Origin of the sequence: Halomonas aestuarii, assembly GCF_001886615.1 — a bacterium.
Taxonomy (GTDB): Bacteria; Pseudomonadota; Gammaproteobacteria; order Pseudomonadales; family Halomonadaceae; genus Halomonas; species Halomonas aestuarii.
Genome location: NZ_CP018139.1, coordinates 168,051 through 189,555 on the forward strand (window position 1 = coordinate 168,051; position 21,505 = coordinate 189,555).

The 21,505-nt window shown below is 59.1% G+C and carries 20 protein-coding genes and 2 pseudogenes; 5 read left to right on the plus strand and 17 right to left on the minus strand.

Annotation, left to right across the window (positions count from 1 at the left end):
- Nucleotides 1–127 precede the first annotated feature (127 nt).
- The gene (locus BOX17_RS00760) at nucleotides 128–1,027 is read left to right on the plus strand and encodes a hydroxymethylglutaryl-CoA lyase (RefSeq protein WP_071941598.1); all 900 of its coding nucleotides are present in this window, start codon (nucleotides 128–130) and stop codon (nucleotides 1,025–1,027) included.
- 104 nt (nucleotides 1,028–1,131) lie between these two features.
- Here BOX17_RS00760 and BOX17_RS00765 read toward each other — a convergent pair whose 3' ends face one another.
- The 5 genes from BOX17_RS00765 to BOX17_RS00770 all read right to left on the minus strand — a co-directional run bounded on the left by BOX17_RS00765 (nucleotide 1,132) and on the right by BOX17_RS00770 (nucleotide 5,045).
- Nucleotides 1,132–2,385, minus strand: a complete 1,254-nt coding sequence (locus BOX17_RS00765) for an nSTAND1 domain-containing NTPase (protein WP_071941599.1) — start codon at nucleotides 2,383–2,385, stop codon at nucleotides 1,132–1,134.
- Nucleotides 2,386–2,490: 105 nt separating this feature from the next.
- The gene (locus tag BOX17_RS16665; protein WP_125925489.1) at nucleotides 2,491–2,706 is read right to left on the minus strand and encodes a hypothetical protein; all 216 of its coding nucleotides are present in this window, start codon (nucleotides 2,704–2,706) and stop codon (nucleotides 2,491–2,493) included.
- Between the two features lie 67 nt (nucleotides 2,707–2,773).
- Entirely contained in the window at nucleotides 2,774–2,941 is a 168-nt protein-coding gene (locus tag BOX17_RS16905; RefSeq protein ID WP_164508618.1) for a hypothetical protein, read from the minus strand.
- A gap of 114 nt (nucleotides 2,942–3,055) precedes the next feature.
- Nucleotides 3,056–3,649: a hypothetical protein gene (locus tag BOX17_RS16670; protein WP_125925491.1), complete on the minus strand. Its 594-nt coding sequence runs from the start codon at nucleotides 3,647–3,649 to the stop codon at nucleotides 3,056–3,058.
- A 781-nt stretch (nucleotides 3,650–4,430) separates the two neighbouring features.
- Nucleotides 4,431–5,045: an alpha/beta fold hydrolase gene (locus BOX17_RS00770; RefSeq protein WP_071941600.1), complete on the minus strand. Its 615-nt coding sequence runs from the start codon at nucleotides 5,043–5,045 to the stop codon at nucleotides 4,431–4,433.
- 233 nt (nucleotides 5,046–5,278) lie between these two features.
- Between BOX17_RS00770 and BOX17_RS00775 the strand changes: the two genes are divergently transcribed.
- Nucleotides 5,279–6,079: an SAM-dependent methyltransferase gene (locus BOX17_RS00775; RefSeq protein ID WP_071941601.1), complete on the plus strand. Its 801-nt coding sequence runs from the start codon at nucleotides 5,279–5,281 to the stop codon at nucleotides 6,077–6,079.
- Between the two features lie 564 nt (nucleotides 6,080–6,643).
- On the opposite strand, the gene BOX17_RS00780 is transcribed toward BOX17_RS00775, so the two are convergent.
- The 5 genes from BOX17_RS00780 to BOX17_RS00800 form a co-directional block, all read right to left on the minus strand.
- Complete coding sequence (locus BOX17_RS00780; RefSeq protein ID WP_208858073.1) at nucleotides 6,644–7,339, minus strand: NAD(P)-dependent oxidoreductase; 696 nt, start codon at nucleotides 7,337–7,339, stop codon at nucleotides 6,644–6,646.
- A 175-nt stretch (nucleotides 7,340–7,514) separates the two neighbouring features.
- On the minus strand, nucleotides 7,515–8,414 hold the full coding sequence (locus BOX17_RS00785; RefSeq protein WP_071946524.1) for an EamA family transporter: 900 nt from the start codon (nucleotides 8,412–8,414) through the stop codon (nucleotides 7,515–7,517).
- Nucleotides 8,415–8,477: 63 nt separating this feature from the next.
- Entirely contained in the window at nucleotides 8,478–9,146 is a 669-nt protein-coding gene (locus BOX17_RS00790) for a DsbA family oxidoreductase (RefSeq protein ID WP_071941603.1), read from the minus strand.
- Nucleotides 9,146–9,796 carry an NAD(P)H:quinone oxidoreductase gene (gene wrbA / locus BOX17_RS00795; RefSeq protein WP_071941604.1) on the minus strand — a complete coding sequence of 217 codons (651 nt, stop codon included), beginning with the start codon at nucleotides 9,794–9,796 and terminating at the stop codon, nucleotides 9,146–9,148. Before wrbA ends, BOX17_RS00790 begins: the two co-directional genes overlap by 1 nt.
- A gap of 133 nt (nucleotides 9,797–9,929) precedes the next feature.
- A complete protein-coding gene (locus BOX17_RS00800; protein WP_083582029.1) occupies nucleotides 9,930–10,799 on the minus strand; it encodes a LysR family transcriptional regulator in 870 nt (289 codons plus the stop codon).
- Nucleotides 10,800–11,141: 342 nt separating this feature from the next.
- Between BOX17_RS00800 and BOX17_RS00805 the strand changes: the two are divergent.
- A pseudogene (locus tag BOX17_RS00805) lies at nucleotides 11,142–11,516 on the plus strand (beta/alpha barrel domain-containing protein); the annotation flags it as partial.
- A gap of 59 nt (nucleotides 11,517–11,575) precedes the next feature.
- On the opposite strand, the gene BOX17_RS00810 reads toward BOX17_RS00805, so the two are convergent.
- Both BOX17_RS00810 and BOX17_RS00815 read right to left on the minus strand, forming a co-directional pair.
- Entirely contained in the window at nucleotides 11,576–11,974 is a 399-nt protein-coding gene (locus tag BOX17_RS00810; protein WP_071941606.1) for a GFA family protein, read from the minus strand.
- Nucleotides 11,975–12,079: 105 nt separating this feature from the next.
- Entirely contained in the window at nucleotides 12,080–12,829 is a 750-nt protein-coding gene (locus tag BOX17_RS00815) for an NAD(P)H-dependent oxidoreductase (RefSeq protein ID WP_071941607.1), read from the minus strand.
- Between the two features lie 87 nt (nucleotides 12,830–12,916).
- On the opposite strand from BOX17_RS00815, the gene BOX17_RS00820 reads away from it, so the two are divergent.
- The gene (locus BOX17_RS00820; protein WP_071941608.1) at nucleotides 12,917–13,810 is read left to right on the plus strand and encodes a LysR family transcriptional regulator; all 894 of its coding nucleotides are present in this window, start codon (nucleotides 12,917–12,919) and stop codon (nucleotides 13,808–13,810) included.
- 74 nt (nucleotides 13,811–13,884) lie between these two features.
- Nucleotides 13,885–14,081, plus strand: a pseudogene (locus BOX17_RS17195) (hydroxymethylglutaryl-CoA lyase); the annotation flags it as partial.
- Nucleotides 14,082–14,261: 180 nt separating this feature from the next.
- Here BOX17_RS17195 and BOX17_RS16680 read toward each other — a convergent pair.
- The 5 genes from BOX17_RS16680 to BOX17_RS00850 form a co-directional block, all read right to left on the minus strand.
- Complete coding sequence (locus tag BOX17_RS16680; protein ID WP_071941609.1) at nucleotides 14,262–14,996, minus strand: hypothetical protein; 735 nt, start codon at nucleotides 14,994–14,996, stop codon at nucleotides 14,262–14,264.
- Nucleotides 14,997–15,072: 76 nt separating this feature from the next.
- The gene (locus tag BOX17_RS00835; RefSeq protein ID WP_071941610.1) at nucleotides 15,073–15,372 is read right to left on the minus strand and encodes a YciI-like protein; all 300 of its coding nucleotides are present in this window, start codon (nucleotides 15,370–15,372) and stop codon (nucleotides 15,073–15,075) included.
- 115 nt (nucleotides 15,373–15,487) lie between these two features.
- Nucleotides 15,488–16,645 (minus strand): phenylacetate--CoA ligase family protein, encoded by a 1,158-nt coding sequence (locus BOX17_RS00840; RefSeq protein WP_208858074.1) that lies wholly within the window; start codon nucleotides 16,643–16,645, stop codon nucleotides 15,488–15,490.
- A gap of 1,100 nt (nucleotides 16,646–17,745) precedes the next feature.
- Nucleotides 17,746–19,509: a putative bifunctional diguanylate cyclase/phosphodiesterase gene (locus BOX17_RS17200; protein ID WP_208858075.1), complete on the minus strand. Its 1,764-nt coding sequence runs from the start codon at nucleotides 19,507–19,509 to the stop codon at nucleotides 17,746–17,748.
- 992 nt (nucleotides 19,510–20,501) lie between these two features.
- Nucleotides 20,502–21,404, minus strand: a complete 903-nt coding sequence (locus BOX17_RS00850) for a GGDEF domain-containing protein (protein ID WP_071941612.1) — start codon at nucleotides 21,402–21,404, stop codon at nucleotides 20,502–20,504.
- Nucleotides 21,405–21,505: the final 101 nt, after the last annotated feature.

Consider the following 21,505-nt stretch of genomic DNA (forward strand, 5'->3'; position numbering starts at 1 on the left):
ACCGGGGACAGGTCGAAGCGGAGGTCCTCTGCCAGGGATGGCAGAGGTAGCGCCCAAGGATGGGTTCACAGCGCCTCCGCGATAGGACCTGTCGCCGGAACATCGCCAGAATGACAGGAGAGAAGAAATGGCATTTCCCCAAACCGTGCGCCTGGTCGAGGTCGGCCCCCGCGACGGCCTGCAGAACGAGCCGGAGCCGATCAATACCGCGACCAAGCTCGAGCTGATCGAGCGCCTCGGCGCGGCCGGCCTCACCTACATCGAGGCGGCGAGCTTCGTCTCGCCCAAGTGGGTGCCGCAGATGGCCGACCACCGCGAGGTGATGCAGGGCATCCGCCGCCGCAAAGGCGTCACCTACTCGGCCCTGACCCCCAACCTCAAGGGGCTCGAGGCCGCGCTGGAGTGCGGCGTCGAGGAGGTCGCGGTGTTCGGCGCCGCCTCCGAGGCCTTCTCGCAGAAGAACATCAACTGCTCGGTGGCGGAATCGCTCGAGCGCTTCGCCCCGGTGCTGGAGCGCGCCCGCGAGGCCAACGTGCGCGTGCGCGGCTACGTCTCCTGCGTGCTGGGCTGTCCCTACGAGGGCGAGATCGCCCCGGCCAAGGTGGCCGAGGTCTCCAAGGCGCTCTATGACATGGGCTGCTACGAGGTCTCGCTTGGCGACACCATCGGCACCGGCACCCCGCTCAAGGCCAAGCGAATGATCGAGGCCGTGGCCCGCGAGGTACCCATGGACAGGCTCGCCGCCCACTTCCACGACACCTACGGCCAGGCGCTCGCCAACCTCTATGCCGTGCTCGAGGAAGGCGTGGCGGTGATCGACAGCTCCGTCGCCGGCCTCGGCGGCTGCCCCTACGCCAAGGGCGCCTCCGGCAACGTGGCAAGCGAGGACGTGGTCTACCTGCTCGACGGCCTCGGCATCCAGAGCGGCATCGACCTCGATGCGCTCGCCGCCACCGGCACCTGGATCACCCAGGCCATCGGGCGGCCCAACCGCTCCAAGGTAGGTGTGGCGCTCTCCGCGCAGTAACGACCGAGCCACAACGCAAAGCCCCGAGCCGGGAAACCGGCTCGGGCTTTCTTGTAACGGTCATTTACTCTTGCTGAAATTTAACACACAGATCAGACGTCGCTTTAGCGGTCGGCTGCATCTTCTTGTTCTACATCGGGGAGGCTAGATAGGTTGGCAAGCCTGATATAACTGGGCATTCGAGGATCATTAAATCTATAGACACCCTTAGCTAGCCGACGAAGAATTGTACCACTTCCATCTGACACTATTTTTTGGAGGTAATTGTTTAACCAACCTTGGTTGATTTCTCTACCCCATACCTTTGCGTACGCACCTCTTAGCCTTGTGGAATCGAACTCCACGTCGGTAATTGAAGATGCCGCAATCAGAATGTTTTTGAACTCCTCAGTGTTTGATGAACGAATCGAGTCGTTGTATGAAGTTCTAAGGACTCCTTCCGCATCGCCGCAAGCATCATCGGTAGCAAGCTGAATATGGCCGAGCGAGATCTCGTTTCGATCGTCACCAATCGCCTGCTCCGCAGCTTTCAGAGCCAAAAGGTGTGTAAAATGGGCGTAGCCTGCACTTACGCTGACTATTTTTTTAATAGCAGAAGGAGAAAATTTTATACCTAACCGCTCAGACCCACTCTCAACAATTTCGTGTATTTCTTGATCGCTCAACTTGGGAACAGGTGTTTCCTTCAAACATCTCTGAACGGATTTGTGGGCATTAGTTAGCTCGCTTGCTGTCTCAGCAATACCTACAATCAAAAACTTTAAAGGAGATCCTTCATCGGAAAGCTGCTTCACTAATTCAGCAACCTTCCATTTTTCTTTTTTATCTATTACGTCAATCTCATCAAGCAAGAACAAAGCTTTTAAATCTTTAACTTGCTCTGCAACCCAGCTTGGCGAATTTGCACGTTCTTCCACTCCCTTTAAACTAACCGTGTCGGTACTTTTCGAGTCGACACCTGCTTGTAACCCAGGAACCTTCACTCCGGCCTTACCTCCCTGGGCCTTCTGTTGTTGCGAAGAGCTGACCTGAAGGTCAAATCCAACTTCATTTAGAAGCTTCTCAATAATGGATACAAAAGTATCATCACTATCACAACGCTTTTTAATTAGCCTGTCACCTTTTAATGGCTTCAAGGTTTCAGCGGTAATGTTAGCTAATGAACTCTTTCCTACACCGCGATCTCCAAAAAGCACTGAATGCTGACCTGGAGTATTCAATTGCTTAATAATGCTTGAGACTTCGGTAGAGCGACCATAAAAAAGATCACGACTAAGTATTGGCTGATATGGAGTAAAAACCTCTCGCACTCCTGATTCTAATATCCTTTTTTCTTTTTCAATTTCGAACAAATCCATACTCAACCTTCTCAGTTTTTAGAACGCAACCAGCAAGTGCGGCTTTGTAGTGAAGGCGAAGCCGTAACGGAAAAGACGTCACCGTGCCTGGCCTTGTTAGGCTGCTTATTGCTTTATCGTTACTTTACTTGGCGCCGCCTTTGCTATATCGACTAAATCATACTTTGATTTTGAGTCGCAACCAAATAGCTCTAGGCCACAACCATCCTGTATAGCTTTTGCAATATCCACGAGATCGTATTTTGAGAATTTTGATGCATCTAAAACGAGGTTTGCTCCAGCTTTTGCGATGTCTATAAGGTCATATTTTGATTTATTCATAATTCATCCTTTCTCGGTCAGTGTTTATGAATGACAAGTATCTCGACTGCTTATCATCAGATTTAAGTTACTTGAGCATCATAAGGGAAAGTGAAGAAAAAGTCTGATCTGCCATCTTATCTCCAGTAAGCTGCTGCGCCACAAAGCTGCTAACCGGGACAGCGCTAGATTCTTTGATGTTACTCAAGAAACCTAAAGCCCCAGCCATCATCTCTACGCCTGTACTTCTATCCATTCCATTCTCCGATAAATTGTATGCCTAACGCCAACATTCAGCGGCCGGCTTAAGGCGCAGCTTTAAGCCGGACCGGTAGAGGCCCAAAGGGCTGAAACTAACTGCAATATCTTGTTATTGAAGCAAGTTCAGAATGTTACCGCCCCAACCTAAAATAAAACCACAGTACGTTGCGACGCCAAAGCTCAGGACAAACCCTAGGATATAATCAGTAATTGGCGGAGAAAATATAGAGAAGCGGAGAAACGCCATTGCTTCCCACAGAATAATTTGGCGACGATAAACGGGAAGCTTAAAATTGAACATTCTCTCTTCATTCCCTTCTGTCTGCTCATAAGCTTGGCCGTTGTAGATATAACCATTGTGGCGAAGCCCCCAATAACTATAGGCACAACCATCATTTGGCTTGTCGTATGCTCTATAGACTAGGGACTTTATCCGCGGATTCACGGTAGCTTCAAAGTCCCTTCGCCAGGTTTTGAGTAGGTTGCTCGGCCCTTCTTCAAGGAAGTACACCGAGTACCTGTAGAGGAAGTAGGCCCAAGTCACCCACAAAAAAAGCAAAAGAATCTCCGGATTTTCGAAGGCTCCGAATTGCACTCCAGCAACGGAGAGCTGTTCAATTTTTACCTTCGCCAACGCCAAGAAAATAATAATGATATTTGTAATTATCAGGTTTCGTCTTTGACGAATAAATCCTTCGGTCAATTCCTACCCCCAACTACATAACAGTGATTAGACCGCGTGCTCGTATATCGACTTGAACGAGCTGACACGTTCAACAATATTATCGAGCGCGCCATTTTACGGCTAACCCATTGATAGCAAAACCCCTAAGAATAGCTCGGCCACCTATGCAGGATTCGCGCGCTTGCGCGTTTTGCCAGACCCAATAGCACTGTACGTACATCCATATTTTAGACGGCAACGTATGGACGCGCACAACAGACCACCCAAGCTGATGGATCGAGTGAAGGCCACCATGCGGGTCAAGCGCTTCAACTTATCCGCGACTTTGCGAAAAACAATCTGGACTCCAGACACGCTACCGCCCCTACCCAGCAAGCCGTGATGGCCTCCTGCCATCCCTGCGGTAGTCCCTGCGTTCCGGCGATGTCGATAGGCCGCCCGGCTTTAAGCGACCTTAATCCGCCAGCGTATGCGAGATTACTGATATAAACCACACGTCGATTGGTCGCAGACGTCGCTCGCCCGAGTATAAAAAGCCCCGAGCCGGTGTTCCGGCTCGGGGGCATTTCGTTGAGGCAAAGCAGCCGCGGGCATCGCCGCCTACTGTAGCTCGAACTCCGCCGGCTGCAGCGCCTCGGCAACACAGAGGCCATCGGTAGCGTCATTCCCCTCCTCCCGATGAAGACACCGAACTGGCGAGGCCACAGGGCGGCGTAGAGGCCGCTTCGCTCCGGCAGCGCCTAGTCGCTTGGATGGCTCGGGCTTGGCGGAATAAGCCGCGTACAGCACGTAGCAGCAGCTATTCCCGATGGCGGGGGTACACCAATGACCTCAGAAACGCCAGCACGGCCGCGTGGGCCCTCTCCGGCTGCTCGATGGGTGTCATGTGCCCAGAGTCTGGAATCGTGGTGAGGCGGGCATCTGGCAAGCCCTCCTGAATCCGACATGAGAGCGACGGCGGCAGCATGCGGTCCTCCTCGCCCACCACCACCAGGGCCGGCACGCCGATCTCGTGAAGGCGCTCCACCACCGAATCCCGTCGCATCAGCGCCGCCAGGCACTTGAGCGCCGAGGGCACGTGGCTTCGGGCAATCATCGCCCGGGTTTCGGTGACCAGCGCGGGGTTGTCGTGCCGCGTGGTGGCGCCGAACATCAGGCGGGTCACGTATGGAAGCAGCGGGCGGAACCCGAAGACGCTCACCGCGATTCCCATGGCGCGATACTTCACCCGGTGCCAGGCGATTTCCGCGCCGGCATCCGTATCTATCAGGATCAGGCCGGCGATCCTCTGCGGATGCCGGATCGCCGCGCGCAGCGCCACCATGCCGCCCAGGATAATCGGGGACAGACCCCAATTTTGCAGCTGCTGGCACGTCGACTTACGCTGACATCGGGAAAGGTCGCTGACTGTCATTCGCCCTCAGGTCGGGCGACCGTCGCCTTGCGGTCAGGCGTCTTCGCTGTCAACGAGATTTCCCAAGTGCTAGCTTACAGGAACAGGCCACACTCGTTCGTTCAGCCAAGCCTTGACCTTCTCATCTGAATCTTCCAACGGAGCAATGTCGCCACGCGAGTGTGAAAAAATCACGACTTCACGACACTCTTGCGTTTTGCTCTGAGAATAGTCGGTTCAAAAAGGACGAATCCATGACCGAAAATGTCGATCTCTATAGTAGCTCGTACAGCAATTATTCGCTTGAAACCTATAGCGAGATCCGGCGAGAGACCTACGGGGAGGACTATGGGCAAACCAGCTGGGTGTCGACTGAGGAATCTCATGAGATACCCGAGCTGCTTCGGTTGACTCCCGATTCATCGGTCCTGGACATTGGGTGTGGTTCTGGAGGGTATGCTGTCGGCTTGGCAAAACGTATCGGCTGTCGGGTCGTGGGTTTCGAGATCAATGCGCCGGGCGTGGAAACCGCCAATTCTCTTGCTGAAAGCGAGAATGTCACCGACCTCGTAACCTTTGAGCTGCAGGATGCGTCTCAAACATTACCCTATGAAAATGGCTCGTTTGACGCGATTTATTCCACCGATGTCATGTGCCATGTTCCTCTTCGCCGGGAAGTGCTCGCCAACACGCATGGGTTGCTCAAGCCAGGAGGGAGATTCGTTTTCAGTGACGCCTTAGTCCTTGAGGGGATGATTTCAATCGATGAGCTCGAGACTCGATGCCCAGACGGGCAGTATTTCTTTAGCCCCCCGGGTGTCAATGAGCAACTGATACAGGAATCCGGTCTCAAGCTGCTTGAAGCTCGTGATACCACGGAAAATTGTGCGCTATTGTCCAAACGTTGGCACGATGCGCGCGAGAAACGTAAAGACGCACTCATCGAATATGAAGGTAGGGAAAACTTTCTGGGCGTGCAGCAATTCCTGGAATGCGTTCATACGTTAACCACCGAGAGGCGCTTGTTACGCTTCTTGTATACGTGCTCGAAATAGCGGAGAGGCCGTTGCCTGAACGACGCCAATAGCGCGTTTGCCTGCCGCGTCCATCGCCATCACAGCCTGCATCGGGATGGTCGCCCTCCCCCCTCAGTCGGCCCCATCGCGTCCGGAGGGCGGCCTGGCCAGCCCCGACACTGCCTAGACTAATCGGGGACAGACCCCAATTTTTGCTGCGGGCATCAGAATCCCGCTCAGATAATGGCGAGAAGTGGGATTAAGGCACGCTACCGCCCCTACCCGGCAAGCCGTGATGGCCTCCTGCCACCCCTGCGGTAGTCCCTGCGTTTCGGCGATGTCGGTATGCCACCCTGCTTTCTAAGCGATCTTAATCCGCCAGCGTATGCGAGAGTGCCGATGGATGCCACACATCGAATGGTCGCAGACGTCGCTAGCCCCGGCGTCTGGGGCCCCGGACCAGCGTGCAACCCAACCGCGCCCAGTTGGGTATGGCGCTCACCGGTGAGCGATGGCACCGCTGCAAACGAAAGCCCCCGAGCCAGAGGACTGGCTCGGGGGCTTTGCTTGCAAACCTCACTTACCCTGATCGGGGCTCTTGATCTAGCGTTCCGCACCCGCAGCGAGAACAGAAGGTGTCTGGCAGCCAACGATCGCCGGCGCCTCTTGAACCAGCGCTTCGTCTTCGAGCGCCGCCACCATGAAAAGCGCAAAGTCCACGCGGCGAGTGATGTTGCTGGCGAGGATGGGATCGCCCACATGCCGGGACCACACCGGCAGGCCCTGGCTCTCACCTTCCTCGAGATCACTCCCCCGAACGACGGTCCATCGCCTCCCACTGGCGAACACGCGCCGGCAGGCTTCCACCTGGTCATCCAGGTCCGCGAAGCGCAGGAGTCGCGCGAGGCTGCCGAAAACCTTCACGAAGGTCCTGAGCTTCCAGGAGTAGATGTCCTGGCCATCGCGGGAGATGTGCCAACCACAGGAAAAGACGAGGCGTGCTCCGGGCTTCGCGTGGTCGAGCACCGCCTGGGCCGTCCCCGTCGCGTACTGCTGAACGCCCCAGGGCACCAGCACGGTCAGCACCCCATCGCACCCCGCGACGGCTTTCTCAATCACCTCTCGGTCGTTCGTCGCTCCCGGAACGATCGTGATGCGCCCCTTGAAGGGCTCGAGCTTCCCAACGCTCTGCGGGCGGCACACGCCAACCACCTCGTAGCCCCGATCAAGAGCATGCTGCACCATGTACTGCCCCAGCTTCCCGGAAGCCCCTACGATGCACACCTTGTTCATCGTCATCCTCTCGCATTGTCCGGCGGTAGGCTCACGAGCGCGCCGTGCGCACCTATCAGAAAGCGCGGCCCACAACCTGTTCATGCCGACGGGGCCCCGCCAGCCTGCGCCAGGTCCCTCATCCCAACATACCGCCCGAAACGGCGACGCCCAGTAAATCGCGTTCATAAAACCGCGTTCATCACCGCGGCAATGGCCAGGTCGTAGAGTGCGCTCCGGTAGCAGGCCGTGATCCGCGGCGTGCAGCCCACTGCCCGAGCCACACCGAGCCGAGTACGATCATAGCGCCGCCGGCCTGCAGCGGGCTCAGCCTCTGATCCAGCAGCATCCAGCCTAATGCGACCGCGGTCAGTGGACTCATCATCCCGAGCATCGAGACCGCCGCCGGCTCGATGCGGGCGACCCCGCGAAACCACAGGAAATAGGTCAGGGCGGCGCCGATCAATCCGAGGTAGCCGAGGCCCACAATATTGGTCGTTGTCAGAGCGGGCAGCGCAGGTTCGCCGAACCAGGCCAGCGGCACCAGCAGCAGGCCGCCCGCCGTCAGCTGCCAGGCGGTGAAGGTCAGCGGCGATACCGGTGGCTGCCACTTGCGGCTGAGCACGGTACCGGTCGCCATCGATAGCGCACCTCCGAGACCAGCCGCCAGGCCGATAGGATCCAGCTCGGTGGCGGGGGTAAGCACCAGGAGGGCAACGCCGCCGGCACCGGCCAGTGCCGCCATGACCGAAAGCGTCATGATCGGCGTACCCAGCAGGCCGCGAGCCAGCAGCACCACCCACAGCGCCTGCAACGCGCCCAGGGTAGCGGCCACGCCGCCCGGTAGCCGATAGGCCGCCACGAACAGCAACGTCCAGAAGATCGCGAAATTGAAGGCGCCGAGCAACAGCACCCTGCCCCACCAGTCGCGCCCCGGCAGCCTGCGGACCAGCAGCAGCAACAGCAGACCGGCAGGCAGGGCGCGAAGCACGGCCAGGGTGATCGGATAGCCCGCGGGCAAGAGCTCGCTGGTGACAATATAGGTGCTGCCCCAGACGGCGGGCGCCAGGGCAGTGAGCAGCAGGTCGGTCAAGCGGTTCATGGCGATGCCTCGCATCGGCAGGGGCACCGGGTTCCAGGGGGAAGGTCAGCCCGGTGCAGGAGATCAGGAGGTGAGCTCGGTGGAAACGAGCCGCAGATTGTCGAGAAGCTGCGCGCGCAGGCTCTCCAGTGGGCCATTGATCAGGCGCTGCCCCGTCTCGCGCACGATCACCGTGGGTACCACGCTGACCCGCAGCCGCCGGGCCAGTCGCTGGTCGGCCTGGACGACCTCGAGGGTCGCCGGGTCTTCCAGCCGCCGCGTGAAGGCAAAGGCGTCGAAACCGGCCTCGCGGGCGATGGCCCTTAGCACGCTGGGATCCGCGACGTTGCGAGCCTCGCTGAGGTGAGCGGCCTGGATGGCATCGAACATCTGCCAGTGGCCTGCCTCGCCGGCCAGGTATTGCGCGGCCTGGCAGGCCAGCGCCCCGGGCAAACCATGGGGATAGTCGAATGGGGCCGAACGCATGCCCTCGATGTTGAAGCGCTCCGGTGCGTCGTTGGCTTCCCGACAGGCCGCCCAATGGTCGAGGATCGTCGCCTTGGCCTGAGCCATGGAGCCGAAGACCTCCGCCATGCGCGCCGGGCTGTCCTGCAGGACGAAGGTACGGTGCCGGATATCGAGCTCGAACTCCTCGGCCAGCCGATGCAGCCGCGGCGACAGGTTGAAGCACCAGCCACAGACGACATCGTGGAAGAAGTCGAGGGTGAGCGAGGGGGTGGGCGAGACAGTCATCAGGCGCTCACCTCCTCGATTGACTGAGAGGCAAAGGACGAGATGTCTCGACCGGCGGCCAGGCGTGCGGCAATCTCGGCCACGTGGCGCCCCTGAAAGCGGGCGCCGGCCCGTTCCGTGTCGCTTGGCTGGCGCGAGCCGTCCCCGCCGGCCACGGTGCCGGCGCCATAGGGTGAGCCGCCGACGATCTCGTCGTGTCGCATCTGGCCCGCGAAGGTATAGGGCAGTCCGGCGATCAGCATGCCGAAATGCAGAAGGGGCAACTGGGTGGAGAGCACCGCCGCCTCATGGCCGCCATGCTGCGAGCCGGTGGAGGTGAAGACGGCGCCTACCTTGCCGACGAGAGCATTGCGAGCCCAGAGCCCGCCGGCCTGATCGATGAACTGCTTCATCTGCGCGGCCATGTTGCCGAAGCGAGTCGGCGTGCCGAGGATGATGGCGTCATAGTCGGGCAGCTCCTCGACCTTGGCCTTCGGGGTGTCGTCGGCGACATGGCCTGCCGCCTTGCGCACCGACGCCGATACCGTCTCGGGTACACGACGAATGTCGACCTGTACGCCGCGGACGCTGCGCGCGCCCTCGGCTTCTGCCTCGGCGAGGGTGCGGATATGGCCATAGCTGGAGTAGTAGAGAACGAGAACGCGGGTCATGGTGAGCCTCTCTGTTTCGGATGGGTGACGAAACAGAGCATGAACCAGCATCTCAGGGAGAATAAGCGGGACAAGGGAAAGACATTCTTTACGCTTGGTAAAGAATGTCGTGGCGGGAGAATTGGCGCGAGGGTCAGCTGCCCAGCCGCTCCTTGAGATGGTCGAGGAAGGCCAGGGTCTTGGCGTCGGTGCCCAACCGCGAGGCGGTGACGGCATAGACCTGCCGGGTCGGCAGCTCGAAGGCTGGAAGCACCCGCACCAACTGGCCGGCCGCCTCGGCCCGATCGGAGATGAAGTCCGGCAGGGCACCGATGCCCCGACCGGCGATCAGCATATCCCGCAGCATCAGGCTGCTGCCGACCTCCAGGCGCGCGGGGCAAGGCACCGAGACCGCGCCGCCGGGACCTTGCAGCGGCCAGTGGCTTGCATCATCGGCCAGCAGGTAGCTCACCGCTTCGTGAGAGGCGAGTTCCTCCGGCCTCTGCGGAGTGCCGTGCGCTGCCAGATAGGCCGGGCTGGCGAACAGCCGCTGGTGCACCGGCGCGATGCGGCGGGCGATCAGGCTCGAGTCCGGCAGGATGGCGCGCACCCGAATCGACAGATCGAAGCCGCCCTCGACCATGTCAATCACACGGTCCTCGAGGGCCAGCGACACCTCGACCTCGGAGTAACGCTCCATGAAGCCGGGCAGCAGCGGCGAAAGCACCATCAGGCCGAAGGACTGGGGCGCATTGATACGCAGCCGCCCCCGCACGCGGTCGGTATGCTCGCGAACCCTTTCCTCTACCTGCTCGACCTCCTCTAGCAGACGGCGACTCTCCTCGTAGTAGAGGCGGCCCTGCTCGGTCAGTGCCATTCTGCGGGTGGTGCGGGTGAGCAGGGTGCAGCCCAGGTGCTGTTCCAGGCGCTTGGTGTCACGGCTCAAAAGCCCCGGTGATACGCCGAGATCCTCCGCCGCCCTGGCGAAGCTGCCACGTTCCACGATGCGGCAGAAGGCCCTCATGACCGCCAATCTGTCCAAGGTGTGACTCCATGTATTCGCGGAGGGAGAGGCGCGACGTGTCACTACAGGCAGGTGTGGCATGCGGCGTCGGTCCTGTGGTCGCGCATATCAAGCATCATGCCCGCCGCTGATCCCTAGTGGGCTTGAACGTGATGCCCTGCCGCCATCTCTGCCGGTGTCTCTGCGTTCGAGAAGGAGAGCCGCCGGCCTAGTTATATCAGTCAACTTTGGCCGCAAGCCAGTGAATGAGTGCCGCTGGATGCAAGCCGAGCGATCGTCGCAGACGCCGCCCCGTCACCGCCTCGCGGCGGATCGCGCTGCAATCAGCGCTCGCACAAACCGCTCGGCGACACCATCGGCACCGGCACCCCGCTCAAGGCCAAGCGCATGATCGAGGCGGTGGCCCGCGACATCCCCATGGAGAAGCTCGCCGCCCACTTCCACGACACCTACGGCCAGGCGCTCGCCAACCTGTACGCGGTGCTCGAGGAAGGTGTGGCGGTGATCGACAGCTCCTTGGCGGGCCTCGGCGGCTGCCCCTACGCCAAGGGCGCCTCCGGCAACGTGGCAAGCGAAGACGTGGTCTACCTGCTCGACGGCCTCGGCATCGACAGCGGCATCGACCTCGACGCCCTGGCCGCCACCGGCACCTGGATCACCCGGACCATCGGCCGGCCCAACCGCTCCAAGGTGGGCGTGGCGCTCTCTACGAAGTAACACCAGAGCAGAAACGAAAAGCCCCCGAGCCGGATGACGGCTCGGGGGCTTTTCTTGTCTCAGTCGAAACCCGCATGCTGCGGCAGGTCATCCGTGATCTCGAACCAGGGTGCCTTGCTCTCCACGAAGACATGACGCTCGGCACTTACCCCGGGATCGGTGTCGAGTGTTCCGAGTGGAAAACCATAAATATCGGGGTTTGCATCGAATCTGGTGTAGAGACTTGAGCCGCAATTCGAGCAAAAGCCTTTATGCTCGCCCGGTGAGGATTCGTAGAACTTGATCAGCCCCTCACCTTTGACTGTGTGCCAGTCCGAAGCCCTCACCTTGGCACGCGTCCTGAAAGCCGAGGCATGAAGCTTCCGGCACATGGAACAGTGACAGTTCAGCACATCCGTCAGGGGGCCGTGGATTTCGTATTGAATGCCCCCGCAGAGGCAGCTTCCGGTGTGATGCATTCGCTGGTCTCCTTCATCCTCAGGTCCGATCGCCACGCTGGCCGTGGCGGCGCCTCTGCAGGATCGCAAGCCGGAAAGCTCCTGACCATGGCCACGCCTCCCTCCCTAGGGGCGCCACCTCATGGGATGGGCGTGCTTGAGCACCCCGTTGTCGTTCCAGTCGTCCCAGGCGGTAAACGGAATCGGAGACTCGCTGGAAAGCGTGGGTAGTCGCTCCGCCCACAGCGATTTTTTCTGCTCCAGCTGTTCCTTGAAGACGCCATCATCCTGATAGCGGATGCCGCCGCCCTGAACGCCATAGCTGACCTGGGGCGCCAGGACGTCGAACCCCACGTAATAGAGCGACGAGTGCATCGGCCACAGCCACTCCACCATGTTGCCCGCCCGACCGAAGGGCATGAACGCCTGCTCCGGAGACCCGGTGGTCACCGAGCATAGGGCCTGCTTGCCCCGGAAGTGGCCCCGGTCGTAGCGCCGGCTCCCGGAATAGAGCCCGCCGTAGACCAGCACCCGGTCAAACCAGCCCTTGAGGATCGCCGGCTGCGCATGCCACCACAGCGGGAACTGGAAGATCACGAGGTCAGCCCACTCCAGACGGCCGATTTCCCGCTGCACCTCCGGGGGTAGCGGCCCGCGCTCATAATGGGCGCGCTGCTCGGTCAACGGCGCGAAATACCCTTCGTCGACCCGCTCGGCATAGTGACCGGCACGTTCAACCGGATCGAACCCCTCCTGGTACAGGTCATCCAGTTCGACCCTGTGCCCGGCGCCCTGGAGGGCCTCCTTCGCCACATCGGCCAGCCCGCCGTTGAACGACGCCCGCTCCGGGTGAGCCAATACGATCAACACATTCATACCCCATCGCTCCTGTTGCGTGCACTCGGCTATAGCCTATTCTGTTCTTCCACACACACATTCCCCAGTTTTGAGATTGCCGCTTGCATGAATGAACATCACATCCGATGGGATGACCTGCAGATCGTCTCGGCCATTGCCGACACCGGCAGCCTTTCAGGCGCCGGTCGGCGGCTGGGCATCAGCCATGCGACCGTCTTCCGTCGACTGACCAACATGGAAGCCCGGTTGGGGGTGGCCCTGTTCGAGCGCTCGCGCACGGGATACTCGCCGAGCCCCGCCGGAGAGGACCTCTTCGCCGTCGCGAAAAGGGTGCAAGCGGATATCACCGGCGCTGAACGCCGACTCGCAGGACAGGACCTCAAGCTCTCCGGAACCATCCGGGTCACCACCACCGACACGCTTTTTGCAGGCCTGCTGGCTCCAACCTTCGAGACGTTTCGTGCGGACTATCCGGACGTCGTGCTGGAAGTCGTCATCTCGAACCAGGTGCACAGCCTGAGCAAGCGAGAGGCGGACATTGCCATTCGCCCCACGGGCAAACCTCCTGAAACCCTGATTGGCCGTCAGGTGGGCGTGATCCGGCAGGCCGTCTATGGGCAGCGGCGTCATTGGCAGGTCGCGCCGGCACCTCTAGACGCGTTGACGGAGTACCCCTGGGTTGGCCCGGATAACCACATGGGCAACCGTGCCCTCGAAACCTGGATGGCCCAGCATGGGCTGGACAAGCATTGCCACTACCGCGTCGACTCCATGCTGGGCATGCAGACGGCCACGCGATCAGGCAACGCATTGTCGGTGCTTCCCAACTATCTAGGTGACGCCGACCCTGAACTTCTTCGCCTGACCGATCCTATCGAGGAACTGGACGTTCCACTCTGGATGCTGACCCACCCCGATCTGAAACGCGTAAAACGCATCAGGGAATTTACCCGCATTATCGGTGAGCACCTGAGACGAACTCTGGATGAACAGACATGATGCTGAGTTGAGCAACAGCAGGCTGGCGACCGGCGACAGCGCCTGGTTTCGACACGGATCGGGTTAAACGCCCCGTGGCCGGCCTCGGGGGCTGCCCCTATGCCAAGGGCGCCTCCGGCAACGTGGCCAGCGAGGACGTGGTCTACCTGCTCGACGGCCTCGGCATCCAGAGCGGCATCGCCTCGATGCACTCGCCGCCACCGGCACCTGGATCCCCCGGATCATCGGGCGCCCCAACCGCTCCAAGGTGGGCGTGGCGCTGTCCGCGAAGTCATATTGCCTCAGGAACGAAAAAGCCCCCGAGCCAGGGCACTGGCTCGGGGGCTTTTCTTGTCACGGACCATTACCGTCGCCGGGATGGACCTCCCCCGGTCGGGGGCCGCGCTCAATGTGAGGCACCGATGCTTCAAGCAACGCCGGGCATAGGTGACGGGCGCGCATATAGCCCGGGTCAGCCACCATCTTGTCGACGGAAAGCAGACGTGGAGAGAAACTCCTGGACCTGATCGTCATCGATGAAATCCGGCGTGCCCACGGGTACGGATACGATCATCGTGGAGTTGATCACACGGCGTTTCGATTCTTCGGGTGACGCAATCGTCGCGGCATGCAGGGTGCCCTGCCATGTCGGTTGCGATTCGGAATATGGCGAACACGAGTTGTTGATGCAGAGGATCCAGTAGTCGGTTTTCGAAAAGCAGGGCACGCGAGTTTTATAGGGTCGCAAGATGTCGTGGCCGGACTCGAACATGGGGTTGTGTTTTACCATGAATTCATTCGGCGTAAGATCACGGTCGAATGCACATCTCGCGTAGTCATAGATCTCGAGTTCGGAATCGATGGCGGAAGGCTCGTAGCCGAGCATCAAGAAGCACTCATCCGGCCCACCATCGAGATGCGGCCGAGTGGTCCCCTGTTGATCGAAGCGTGCAGCCGACAGGTACACCAGCGTGTTGCCGGTGGTGGATTCATGAATCGCGGCCATTTCACGCTTGAGGTCCACCATCACCTGACGGAGGGCGAAGGAATCGATGTCTCGACCGAGATGTAGAACGCAGAAGCCTGGCCTGTCGAAGTTGACGCGACAGGTCCGGCGGTAGAGGTCGGCAGCGATCGACCTCAGGTCCCACGATGAGGGACGAAGGCAGATCGCTTCCCGTGACCATGTGAGGGGTTGATCGTTCATGGACAGGGGAATGTCCCCATGGGATCACTATGCATGTCGCTCATAAGACCTGATCCTTTCCTGGTGAATGGGGCTTTCAAGGCACGACAGGGTGTTCGGCATCCTTTCCCGCGACGGTGGTCCATTCACGGACATGCCAGGCGGTCACGAGACCGTTGATGACGTAGGGATCCGCTTCGGCGAAAGACGCGGCGATGTCTCTTGAATCCCCCTTGAAGACAATGGCGGCCCCATCCGCCGGATCGGCAAACGCTCCCCCGAGGAAGAATTCCCCTCGCTCGATGGACGCCTTTGCCAGTGAGAGATGCTGATCCCGGAATTCCCCACGCCGCTCCAGGTAGTCAGGGGCGTATTCATAGAACAGGATATAGTGCATTACCTCACCTCCACGTCATCAGTAGTGTGTTTTCTGATTCTAGCCAGCAGCTTAAATACAACATGACGCCAAGCATCGCCGGTAACACAAACTCAGCGAAGCGGAGCTTCATCAGTCATGATCGCGAATCGGAGTCTCGCACAGACAGTACTTCATGGAACTTTCCACTCGCGGTGAGTTCGGGCGGTTCCCCACTTTCCGTGACCGCGACGTCCTCCAGCCCGTTATCGCGAAACACCTGTTTCACCGACTGGATGACTTCTTCAAACACAACGCCTGCCGCCGCCTCATCGGCCAGTTCGATTCGCACCTCGAAGTCTCTCTCGCTGGTCTGGACCAGTTGAATGCGACGGGCTTGCTCGTGCTCCAGATCGAAGACGAGCGGCGACAACGTCACCTCGCCCACACGAACGAGCGTCGCCTGACGCCCTTGCACCTGAAAGCTCCGAAACGGCGAACCACAGGGACAGGGGTCCGCGTAGAAACGAATGCAGTCGCCTAGATCATATCGGATGAAGGGTTGAACGTCGTTGGCGAGCACCGTCAACAGCACGGTCGCCGACAGTGTGCCATCGGGAACGGGCCGCATCGCTTCGTCGACCGCTTCGAGGATGACCCAATCATTGTGCACATGCTTCCGCCCGTGGCTACACACGAAAGACATCGCCGGGCACTCGGTACACCCATAGGTGTCGAGAATGCCGTATTTCAGCGAGGGGAAGGCTCGGAAAACCCGCTCGCGAAGATCATCCGTGAGGGTCTCGCCCCCCGTACTGAAGACCACCGGCTCGATCTGCAGTCGCCCGGCTTCCTTTTCCTTGACGAGGGTGGTCAGCGTGCTTGGGTAGGTCGAAATCCAGGCGACCTTCGGAATCGCATTCAGTCCTTCGACAAGCCAGTCGATCGGCTGCCCGGCCTCGATGAAGGTCAACTCCCTCGTCAATCTTGGGTACAGATGTCTCACCAATCTGTTGAACCCGACGCCGAGAAAGTGACCGTTGCCGCCGGTGACTGTCACCCTCGTGCCAAGCTTGCGAATCTTCCGGACGAGCTTCCGCTGGTGTCGATCGAAGCGCGCCATCGAAATCCCAAATGAATACTCCAGGAAGGATGAGGGCAATACGACGATCGCCGGTTCCCCTGATGTCCCGGAAGTTTGGAAAATGGCGACATCGTCGATAGGTACGCCAAGCTTCCGGATATCCCGGAGATGATCGCGGGCCCTGTCGAGGGGAAGAGAACGAATCGTCAGCCAGTCGTCGAACTCACTCATGAGATCGCGTTTGCGGGTCACCGGCAACTCGCGCAGTTCGACCTCGCTTGATGGACCGAGATCCGCGTAAAGCCTGTGAAACAATGGGGAGTCCCGCCGCGCTTTTTCCACGAGACGCCGCAGGTTGCGGAGCTGTGTGGCTTCGATTCGCTTCCGTCCTCCCCAGGCTGTCCAGAGACCGCCGGCGAAGTATCCCAGTGTTCTAAGAAGGCTGATTCGCATAGGCTGATGGGTATGCCCCAGGGGAGCTCAAGTGCCGCCTAACAATGAATAGGCTGCGTGCTCGTTTATTGACTCGAACGCGCTGTCACGTTCAACAATATTATCCAGTGCGCCATCTTCTACCTAACCGTTGATAGCAAACATTCCTAAGCATAGCTCAGCAGCCGCTAGGGGAAATCGGTGAATTCTCACGCGCTAGGCGGCCGCGATGTTTTCCCGTGGTCTTATACCATGAGTAAGTGATGCGTGTGCTTGGCTACCTGTTTGGCCCCATGCACCTGATGGGGTCCTTGATGTAAGGCTCAGGCCTTCGAGCACTTGAAACCTGCCGCCTGCGCATACGGGATATCGACGTCGAACGCAGATCATCACGGTGAGGGCCGGCAAGGGCTTTACCGGTGTCAGAAGCCCGCTCGGATAATGGCGATGGACTAGATTCAAGCACGCTACCGCCCCTACCCGGCAATCATTGACGGACTCCTCGCATCCCCACGTTCCGGCAATGTCGGTAAGCCGCCGGCCATCAAAGCAACCTTAAGCATTCAGCGTATGCAAGAGTGCCGATGCATGCCACACGTCGATTGGTCGCAGACGTCGCTCGCCCCCGCTGAACCAAAAAAGGCCCCCGCGCCGGAGGTCCGGCACGGGGGCCTGTTTATGTGTCACGTCATGAATCACGCCAACCTGCCTTGGCTGGGGCGTTAACGCATCGCATCAGCGGCGCGGCCCCTGCCGCGTCCGGCTGCATGCGTTTGATGCGGTTCTTTCCCCAGTGACGTCCCACCTAGAACAGGACTGATGAGTGTGTGAGAAGCTACGGAAATTCACGGACTCTTGGTGAAACCTCTAGGGGACACCCGGAGCCCAGACGTAAGTACTCAACCTGAGGCGGCCATCCGGTCAAGGAATACCTGTGCGTCCCAGTTATGGGCCCAGGCGATGTAGTCGTCGCTGGCCATGGGTTTCGCGAGCCCGAAACCCTGACCGTAATCACAGCCAAGGTGCCTGAGCGCACTCGCGATGGAATAGGACTCGACGCCCTCGGCGACCACGAAACAGTCGTTGGCGTCAGAGATCGCCAGAATACTCTTCACAAGCGCGAGACTTCCCCCATCGGAAAGAAGCGTTCTGATGAATAGCTGGTCAATCTTCAGTTTATCCACCGGCAGCGAGTGGAAATAGGTCAGCGATGCATACCCCGTTCCGAAGTCATCGAGTGAAAACCTGATGCCGAGCTCCTTGCAGACCCGCAGTATCTCATTGGCCTGATCAAAGTCTCTGATCGATGAGACTTCCAGAACCTCGATCTCCAGATTTTCGCCGGAGATAGACGCGTCATCAAGGAATTGCTTCAGGAGTGACGGAAGCTCCCTGTTTTCGATGGTGCTGGGCATAACGTTCAAGCTGAAAGGGCCCTGCAGTCCGTATGCACGAAAGCGCCTAACCTGAGCCAGGGCCTCTTTCATCACCCAGGTATCAAGCTCCCATTCGAGTGACGTACCCCTGATGGCCGTAATCACCTCGACTGGGGGCGTCGGACCATCGGGTCTGAACCAGCGTAACAGGGCTTCTGCGCCAGATAGCGAACCATCTCGCAGGCAAATTCTAGGTTGAAAGTGCAGGATAAACTCGTCGTTCTCGATCGCCTTTTCAATGTCGACGAGTAATTGATTCCGTGATCGGTTCGACTGATGACGCTTGGCATCAAAATAGCAGATACGCGACTTTCCGGATTCCTTGGCTTCGTACATGGCATGGTCGGCATGGCGAAGCAACTCGTCGGGTTCATCGCTGTCGTGTGGGTAGATCGTGACACCGATACTCGCGGTAATCGCGAAACTGCCGAATTCCGTTGAATAGGTCCCTTCGATCGACTGCTTGACCCGCTGAACGGCGTCCTGGATATCCTGCTCGTTTTCTCCGGTAAGAAGGCCCACGAACTCATCGCCGCCAAGCCGTGCGAATGTGTCCTCAGCCCGGACACTGTGTTCCAGATGCCGGGCGATGCCCACCAGCACCTCATCGCCGAGGCTATGTCCCTGACGGTCGTTGATCCGCTTGAAATTATCCAGATCTATGAACAATACGCCAAGAAAAAAACCGTGGCGTCTTGCCAGGTTCAGGGCCGCAGATATTCGGTCTGAGAACAGTTTCCGGTTGGGAAGCCCTGTGAGCGCATCATGCAGTGCGAGATGCTCCAGGGCTTGCTGCGCATCCATGATCTCGGAGATGTCCTGTGCCGTTCCGATGGAGCGTTCAGGATTTCCTTCACTGTCATAGTAAGTGACGCCGCGTGCTTCAATCCACTTGGTGGCCGGGCCGGCCTTTATGCGGTAGCGAATGTTGTATTCAGTGCCGTCCTTGACGGAGGCCTTGTAGGCCGCATCGACAAACTCCCGATCATCGTCAAAAATGAGGCTGACGAAAATCTCATAGTTGGGATCCAGAGCGTTTGCTTCGAGCCCGTAAATGGCGAAGATTTCCTCTGACCAGTACAGCGTTCCATTCTGGTAGTTCAGCTCCCAGAAGCCAACGCCGGAGAGTCGCTGAGCCTCGCGCCTTCGGCGCTCGGAAATGGCCAGGGCATCTGACAGCTCTTGTATTCCCAGTCCAGTCGTGGGTTTGCCACGCAATTTTTTCACGGATATAGGCCTAGTTCAGACAACCTGGAAAATCCACCGGCACCCAACACATTCCACAATTCCTCTCTGCCTTCAGGAAAAACAGGCCCTTTCTGCCATGACACCAAGGCATTCAACCTGAATGACACAGGCTATCAGGGTGACGGGGAGAAGAATGCTGGCACTGACGCCCTCTCCGGGTCGGTAAGAATAAAGACTAGCAACGCTCAATTCGCCCTACAAGGAATGCAAACGCGACCTGGCCAGAAGGGCCACCATCCGAGCCCTGGGTGCATCACGCCTATCGCGGGGTAGATCAGTAAGGTACGGCCCATACGCTATCGGGCCTGCACACGCCATGCCAGAATGGAGGAGCCACATGTTCAAAACCCTTAGATATAGTCGTGAACTCCCGTATACATGCCATGATCGATTTGATTTCCATAACCATGGCTTCATTCGTCGTTCAGGCATGGAAAACGATTCGGCATTCCATTGTTACGTGCAATATTCCGGTCGGTTAATTCTGCTGATCACTCCATTGAACGTCACCAGACTCCACGCCTCATGAGCCCTGTCTATCTCGGTCCTTATCGAGCATCTCAACCAGAACTCCATTTAATACTGCGATGCAAAAAAACAAGCTTCAACAGGTCTTTCATATGTATGGGGAAAAGGCTTTTCCGTGGTGCGCAGATCTTTGCGGTGTCGGCATTTCCAGGGCGACGGGCATGCTAACGCGCCTGACAGGAACAACGTCCACGTCATCAGCCGTCGAGAGTGTTGAATCGTATGAGGTCGGTCGATAGCCTTCCGGCGCCGCCCCCATCAAGTCCTTCCCGCCATTGCTCCTGCTGGAGATGATGGTGGTGACCATGAGTCCCAGGCCAAGCCCGCCCAGCAAACTGCCAACAGAGCCGAGAGAGGATTGCGGTAGAAAGAAGAAGCCGATGCCATCGGTCGTGACCGGTGATACCGCACGGCGCGTTCTACCCCGCCCCGTGGAGGCCGTATCAGGCCGCCACGACCCGATTCTTGCCGGTCCGCTTCGCCTGGTAAAGTGCATCATCCGCCCGTTTCAGGGTGGCCTCGTAGGTGCGATCTTCCGGCACCGTGGTCGCGACCCCGATGCTGACGGTGGCGACGAGGTCGGCCGTGGAGAAGCGACTCAACTCGCGCCTGAAGCACTCGCGCAGCCGGTCGGCAAAGTGCACCGCGTTCTCCAGCCCGGTGTTCGGCAGGCAGATCACGAACTCGTCCCCCCCGAAGCGACAGGCGACATCCGTCTTCCTGAGCTCCGCGCGACAGATCGTGCCGATCGCCATGAGGATGTCGTCCCCGGCGTAGTGGCCGAGGGTGTCATTGATCCGCTTCAGGTTGTCGATGTCGAACATCAGGATGGACGTCGGCACCGCGTAGCGGTCGAACATCTCATGATTAAGCGACAGGTCGCGCTCCAGTTTCCGGCGGTTGAAGAGCCCCGTAAGCTCGTCGGTGTCGCCGAACTCGCGCAGCTTGATCTCCAGGTCGTGCCGCTCCGAGATGTTGCTCGCCACCCAGAGCACCACGTCTTCCCCCTCCACCTGGAAATCGAGCGCCTGGATGCGCCCCTCGAACCAGATGGGCTCCTCGGGCCCCTCATCCTGGAGACCCTCGACGTCCCCGCCGCTCAGCTCGTATTCCCGGATCAGCAGCTGGCCGGTCTCCAGCGCCAGCTCGATCTGCTCCAGAAACCAGGCCGCCTTCTCGGGCTCCACCACGTCGGCGATATGGCAGCCGACCAGGCCACTGCCGTCATGGTAGTAACGGGCATCGCGACCGCCGAACACCGACACGTACTTGCCGGTCCTCGTGAGGATGAAGACAGGGTCCGGCAACGCCTGCAGGACAAGGGGCATCTGCTCAATGCTGATCATAGAAGTGCTCGCTCTGATACATCTTTATGATCTTATTTCATGAGACAGCTGTCACCTGCTCGCTTCAACGGGAAGGCGGAGGCGGCACCCTGCCCCGCCCA

What these genes read in the sequence shown, in the direction of transcription:
- BOX17_RS16905 (WP_164508618.1), bottom strand. Translation starts at nt 2,941, where the DNA reads ATGGATAGAAGTACAGGCGTAGAGATGATGGCTGGGGCTTTAGGTTTC.
- BOX17_RS00850 (WP_071941612.1), bottom strand. Translation starts at nt 21,404, where the DNA reads ATGATCAGCATTGAGCAGATGCCCCTTGTCCTGCAGGCGTTGCCGGAC.
- BOX17_RS00760 (WP_071941598.1), top strand. Translation starts at nt 128, where the DNA reads ATGGCATTTCCCCAAACCGTGCGCCTGGTCGAGGTCGGCCCCCGCGAC.
- BOX17_RS00790 (WP_071941603.1), bottom strand. Translation starts at nt 9,146, where the DNA reads ATGACTGTCTCGCCCACCCCCTCGCTCACCCTCGACTTCTTCCACGAT.
- BOX17_RS00800 (WP_083582029.1), bottom strand. Translation starts at nt 10,799, where the DNA reads ATGAGGGCCTTCTGCCGCATCGTGGAACGTGGCAGCTTCGCCAGGGCG.
- BOX17_RS00775 (WP_071941601.1), top strand. Translation starts at nt 5,279, where the DNA reads ATGACCGAAAATGTCGATCTCTATAGTAGCTCGTACAGCAATTATTCG.
- BOX17_RS00785 (WP_071946524.1), bottom strand. Translation starts at nt 8,414, where the DNA reads ATGAACCGCTTGACCGACCTGCTGCTCACTGCCCTGGCGCCCGCCGTC.
- BOX17_RS00780 (WP_208858073.1), bottom strand. Translation starts at nt 7,339, where the DNA reads ATGACGATGAACAAGGTGTGCATCGTAGGGGCTTCCGGGAAGCTGGGG.
- BOX17_RS16665 (WP_125925489.1), bottom strand. Translation starts at nt 2,706, where the DNA reads ATGAATAAATCAAAATATGACCTTATAGACATCGCAAAAGCTGGAGCA.
- BOX17_RS00810 (WP_071941606.1), bottom strand. Translation starts at nt 11,974, where the DNA reads ATGCATCACACCGGAAGCTGCCTCTGCGGGGGCATTCAATACGAAATC.
- BOX17_RS16680 (WP_071941609.1), bottom strand. Translation starts at nt 14,996, where the DNA reads ATGAACGATCAACCCCTCACATGGTCACGGGAAGCGATCTGCCTTCGT.
- BOX17_RS00815 (WP_071941607.1), bottom strand. Translation starts at nt 12,829, where the DNA reads ATGAATGTGTTGATCGTATTGGCTCACCCGGAGCGGGCGTCGTTCAAC.
- BOX17_RS00840 (WP_208858074.1), bottom strand. Translation starts at nt 16,645, where the DNA reads ATGAGTGAGTTCGACGACTGGCTGACGATTCGTTCTCTTCCCCTCGAC.
- BOX17_RS00770 (WP_071941600.1), bottom strand. Translation starts at nt 5,045, where the DNA reads ATGACAGTCAGCGACCTTTCCCGATGTCAGCGTAAGTCGACGTGCCAG.
- BOX17_RS00765 (WP_071941599.1), bottom strand. Translation starts at nt 2,385, where the DNA reads ATGGATTTGTTCGAAATTGAAAAAGAAAAAAGGATATTAGAATCAGGA.
- wrbA (WP_071941604.1), bottom strand. Translation starts at nt 9,796, where the DNA reads ATGACCCGCGTTCTCGTTCTCTACTACTCCAGCTATGGCCATATCCGC.
- BOX17_RS00835 (WP_071941610.1), bottom strand. Translation starts at nt 15,372, where the DNA reads ATGCACTATATCCTGTTCTATGAATACGCCCCTGACTACCTGGAGCGG.
- BOX17_RS00820 (WP_071941608.1), top strand. Translation starts at nt 12,917, where the DNA reads ATGAATGAACATCACATCCGATGGGATGACCTGCAGATCGTCTCGGCC.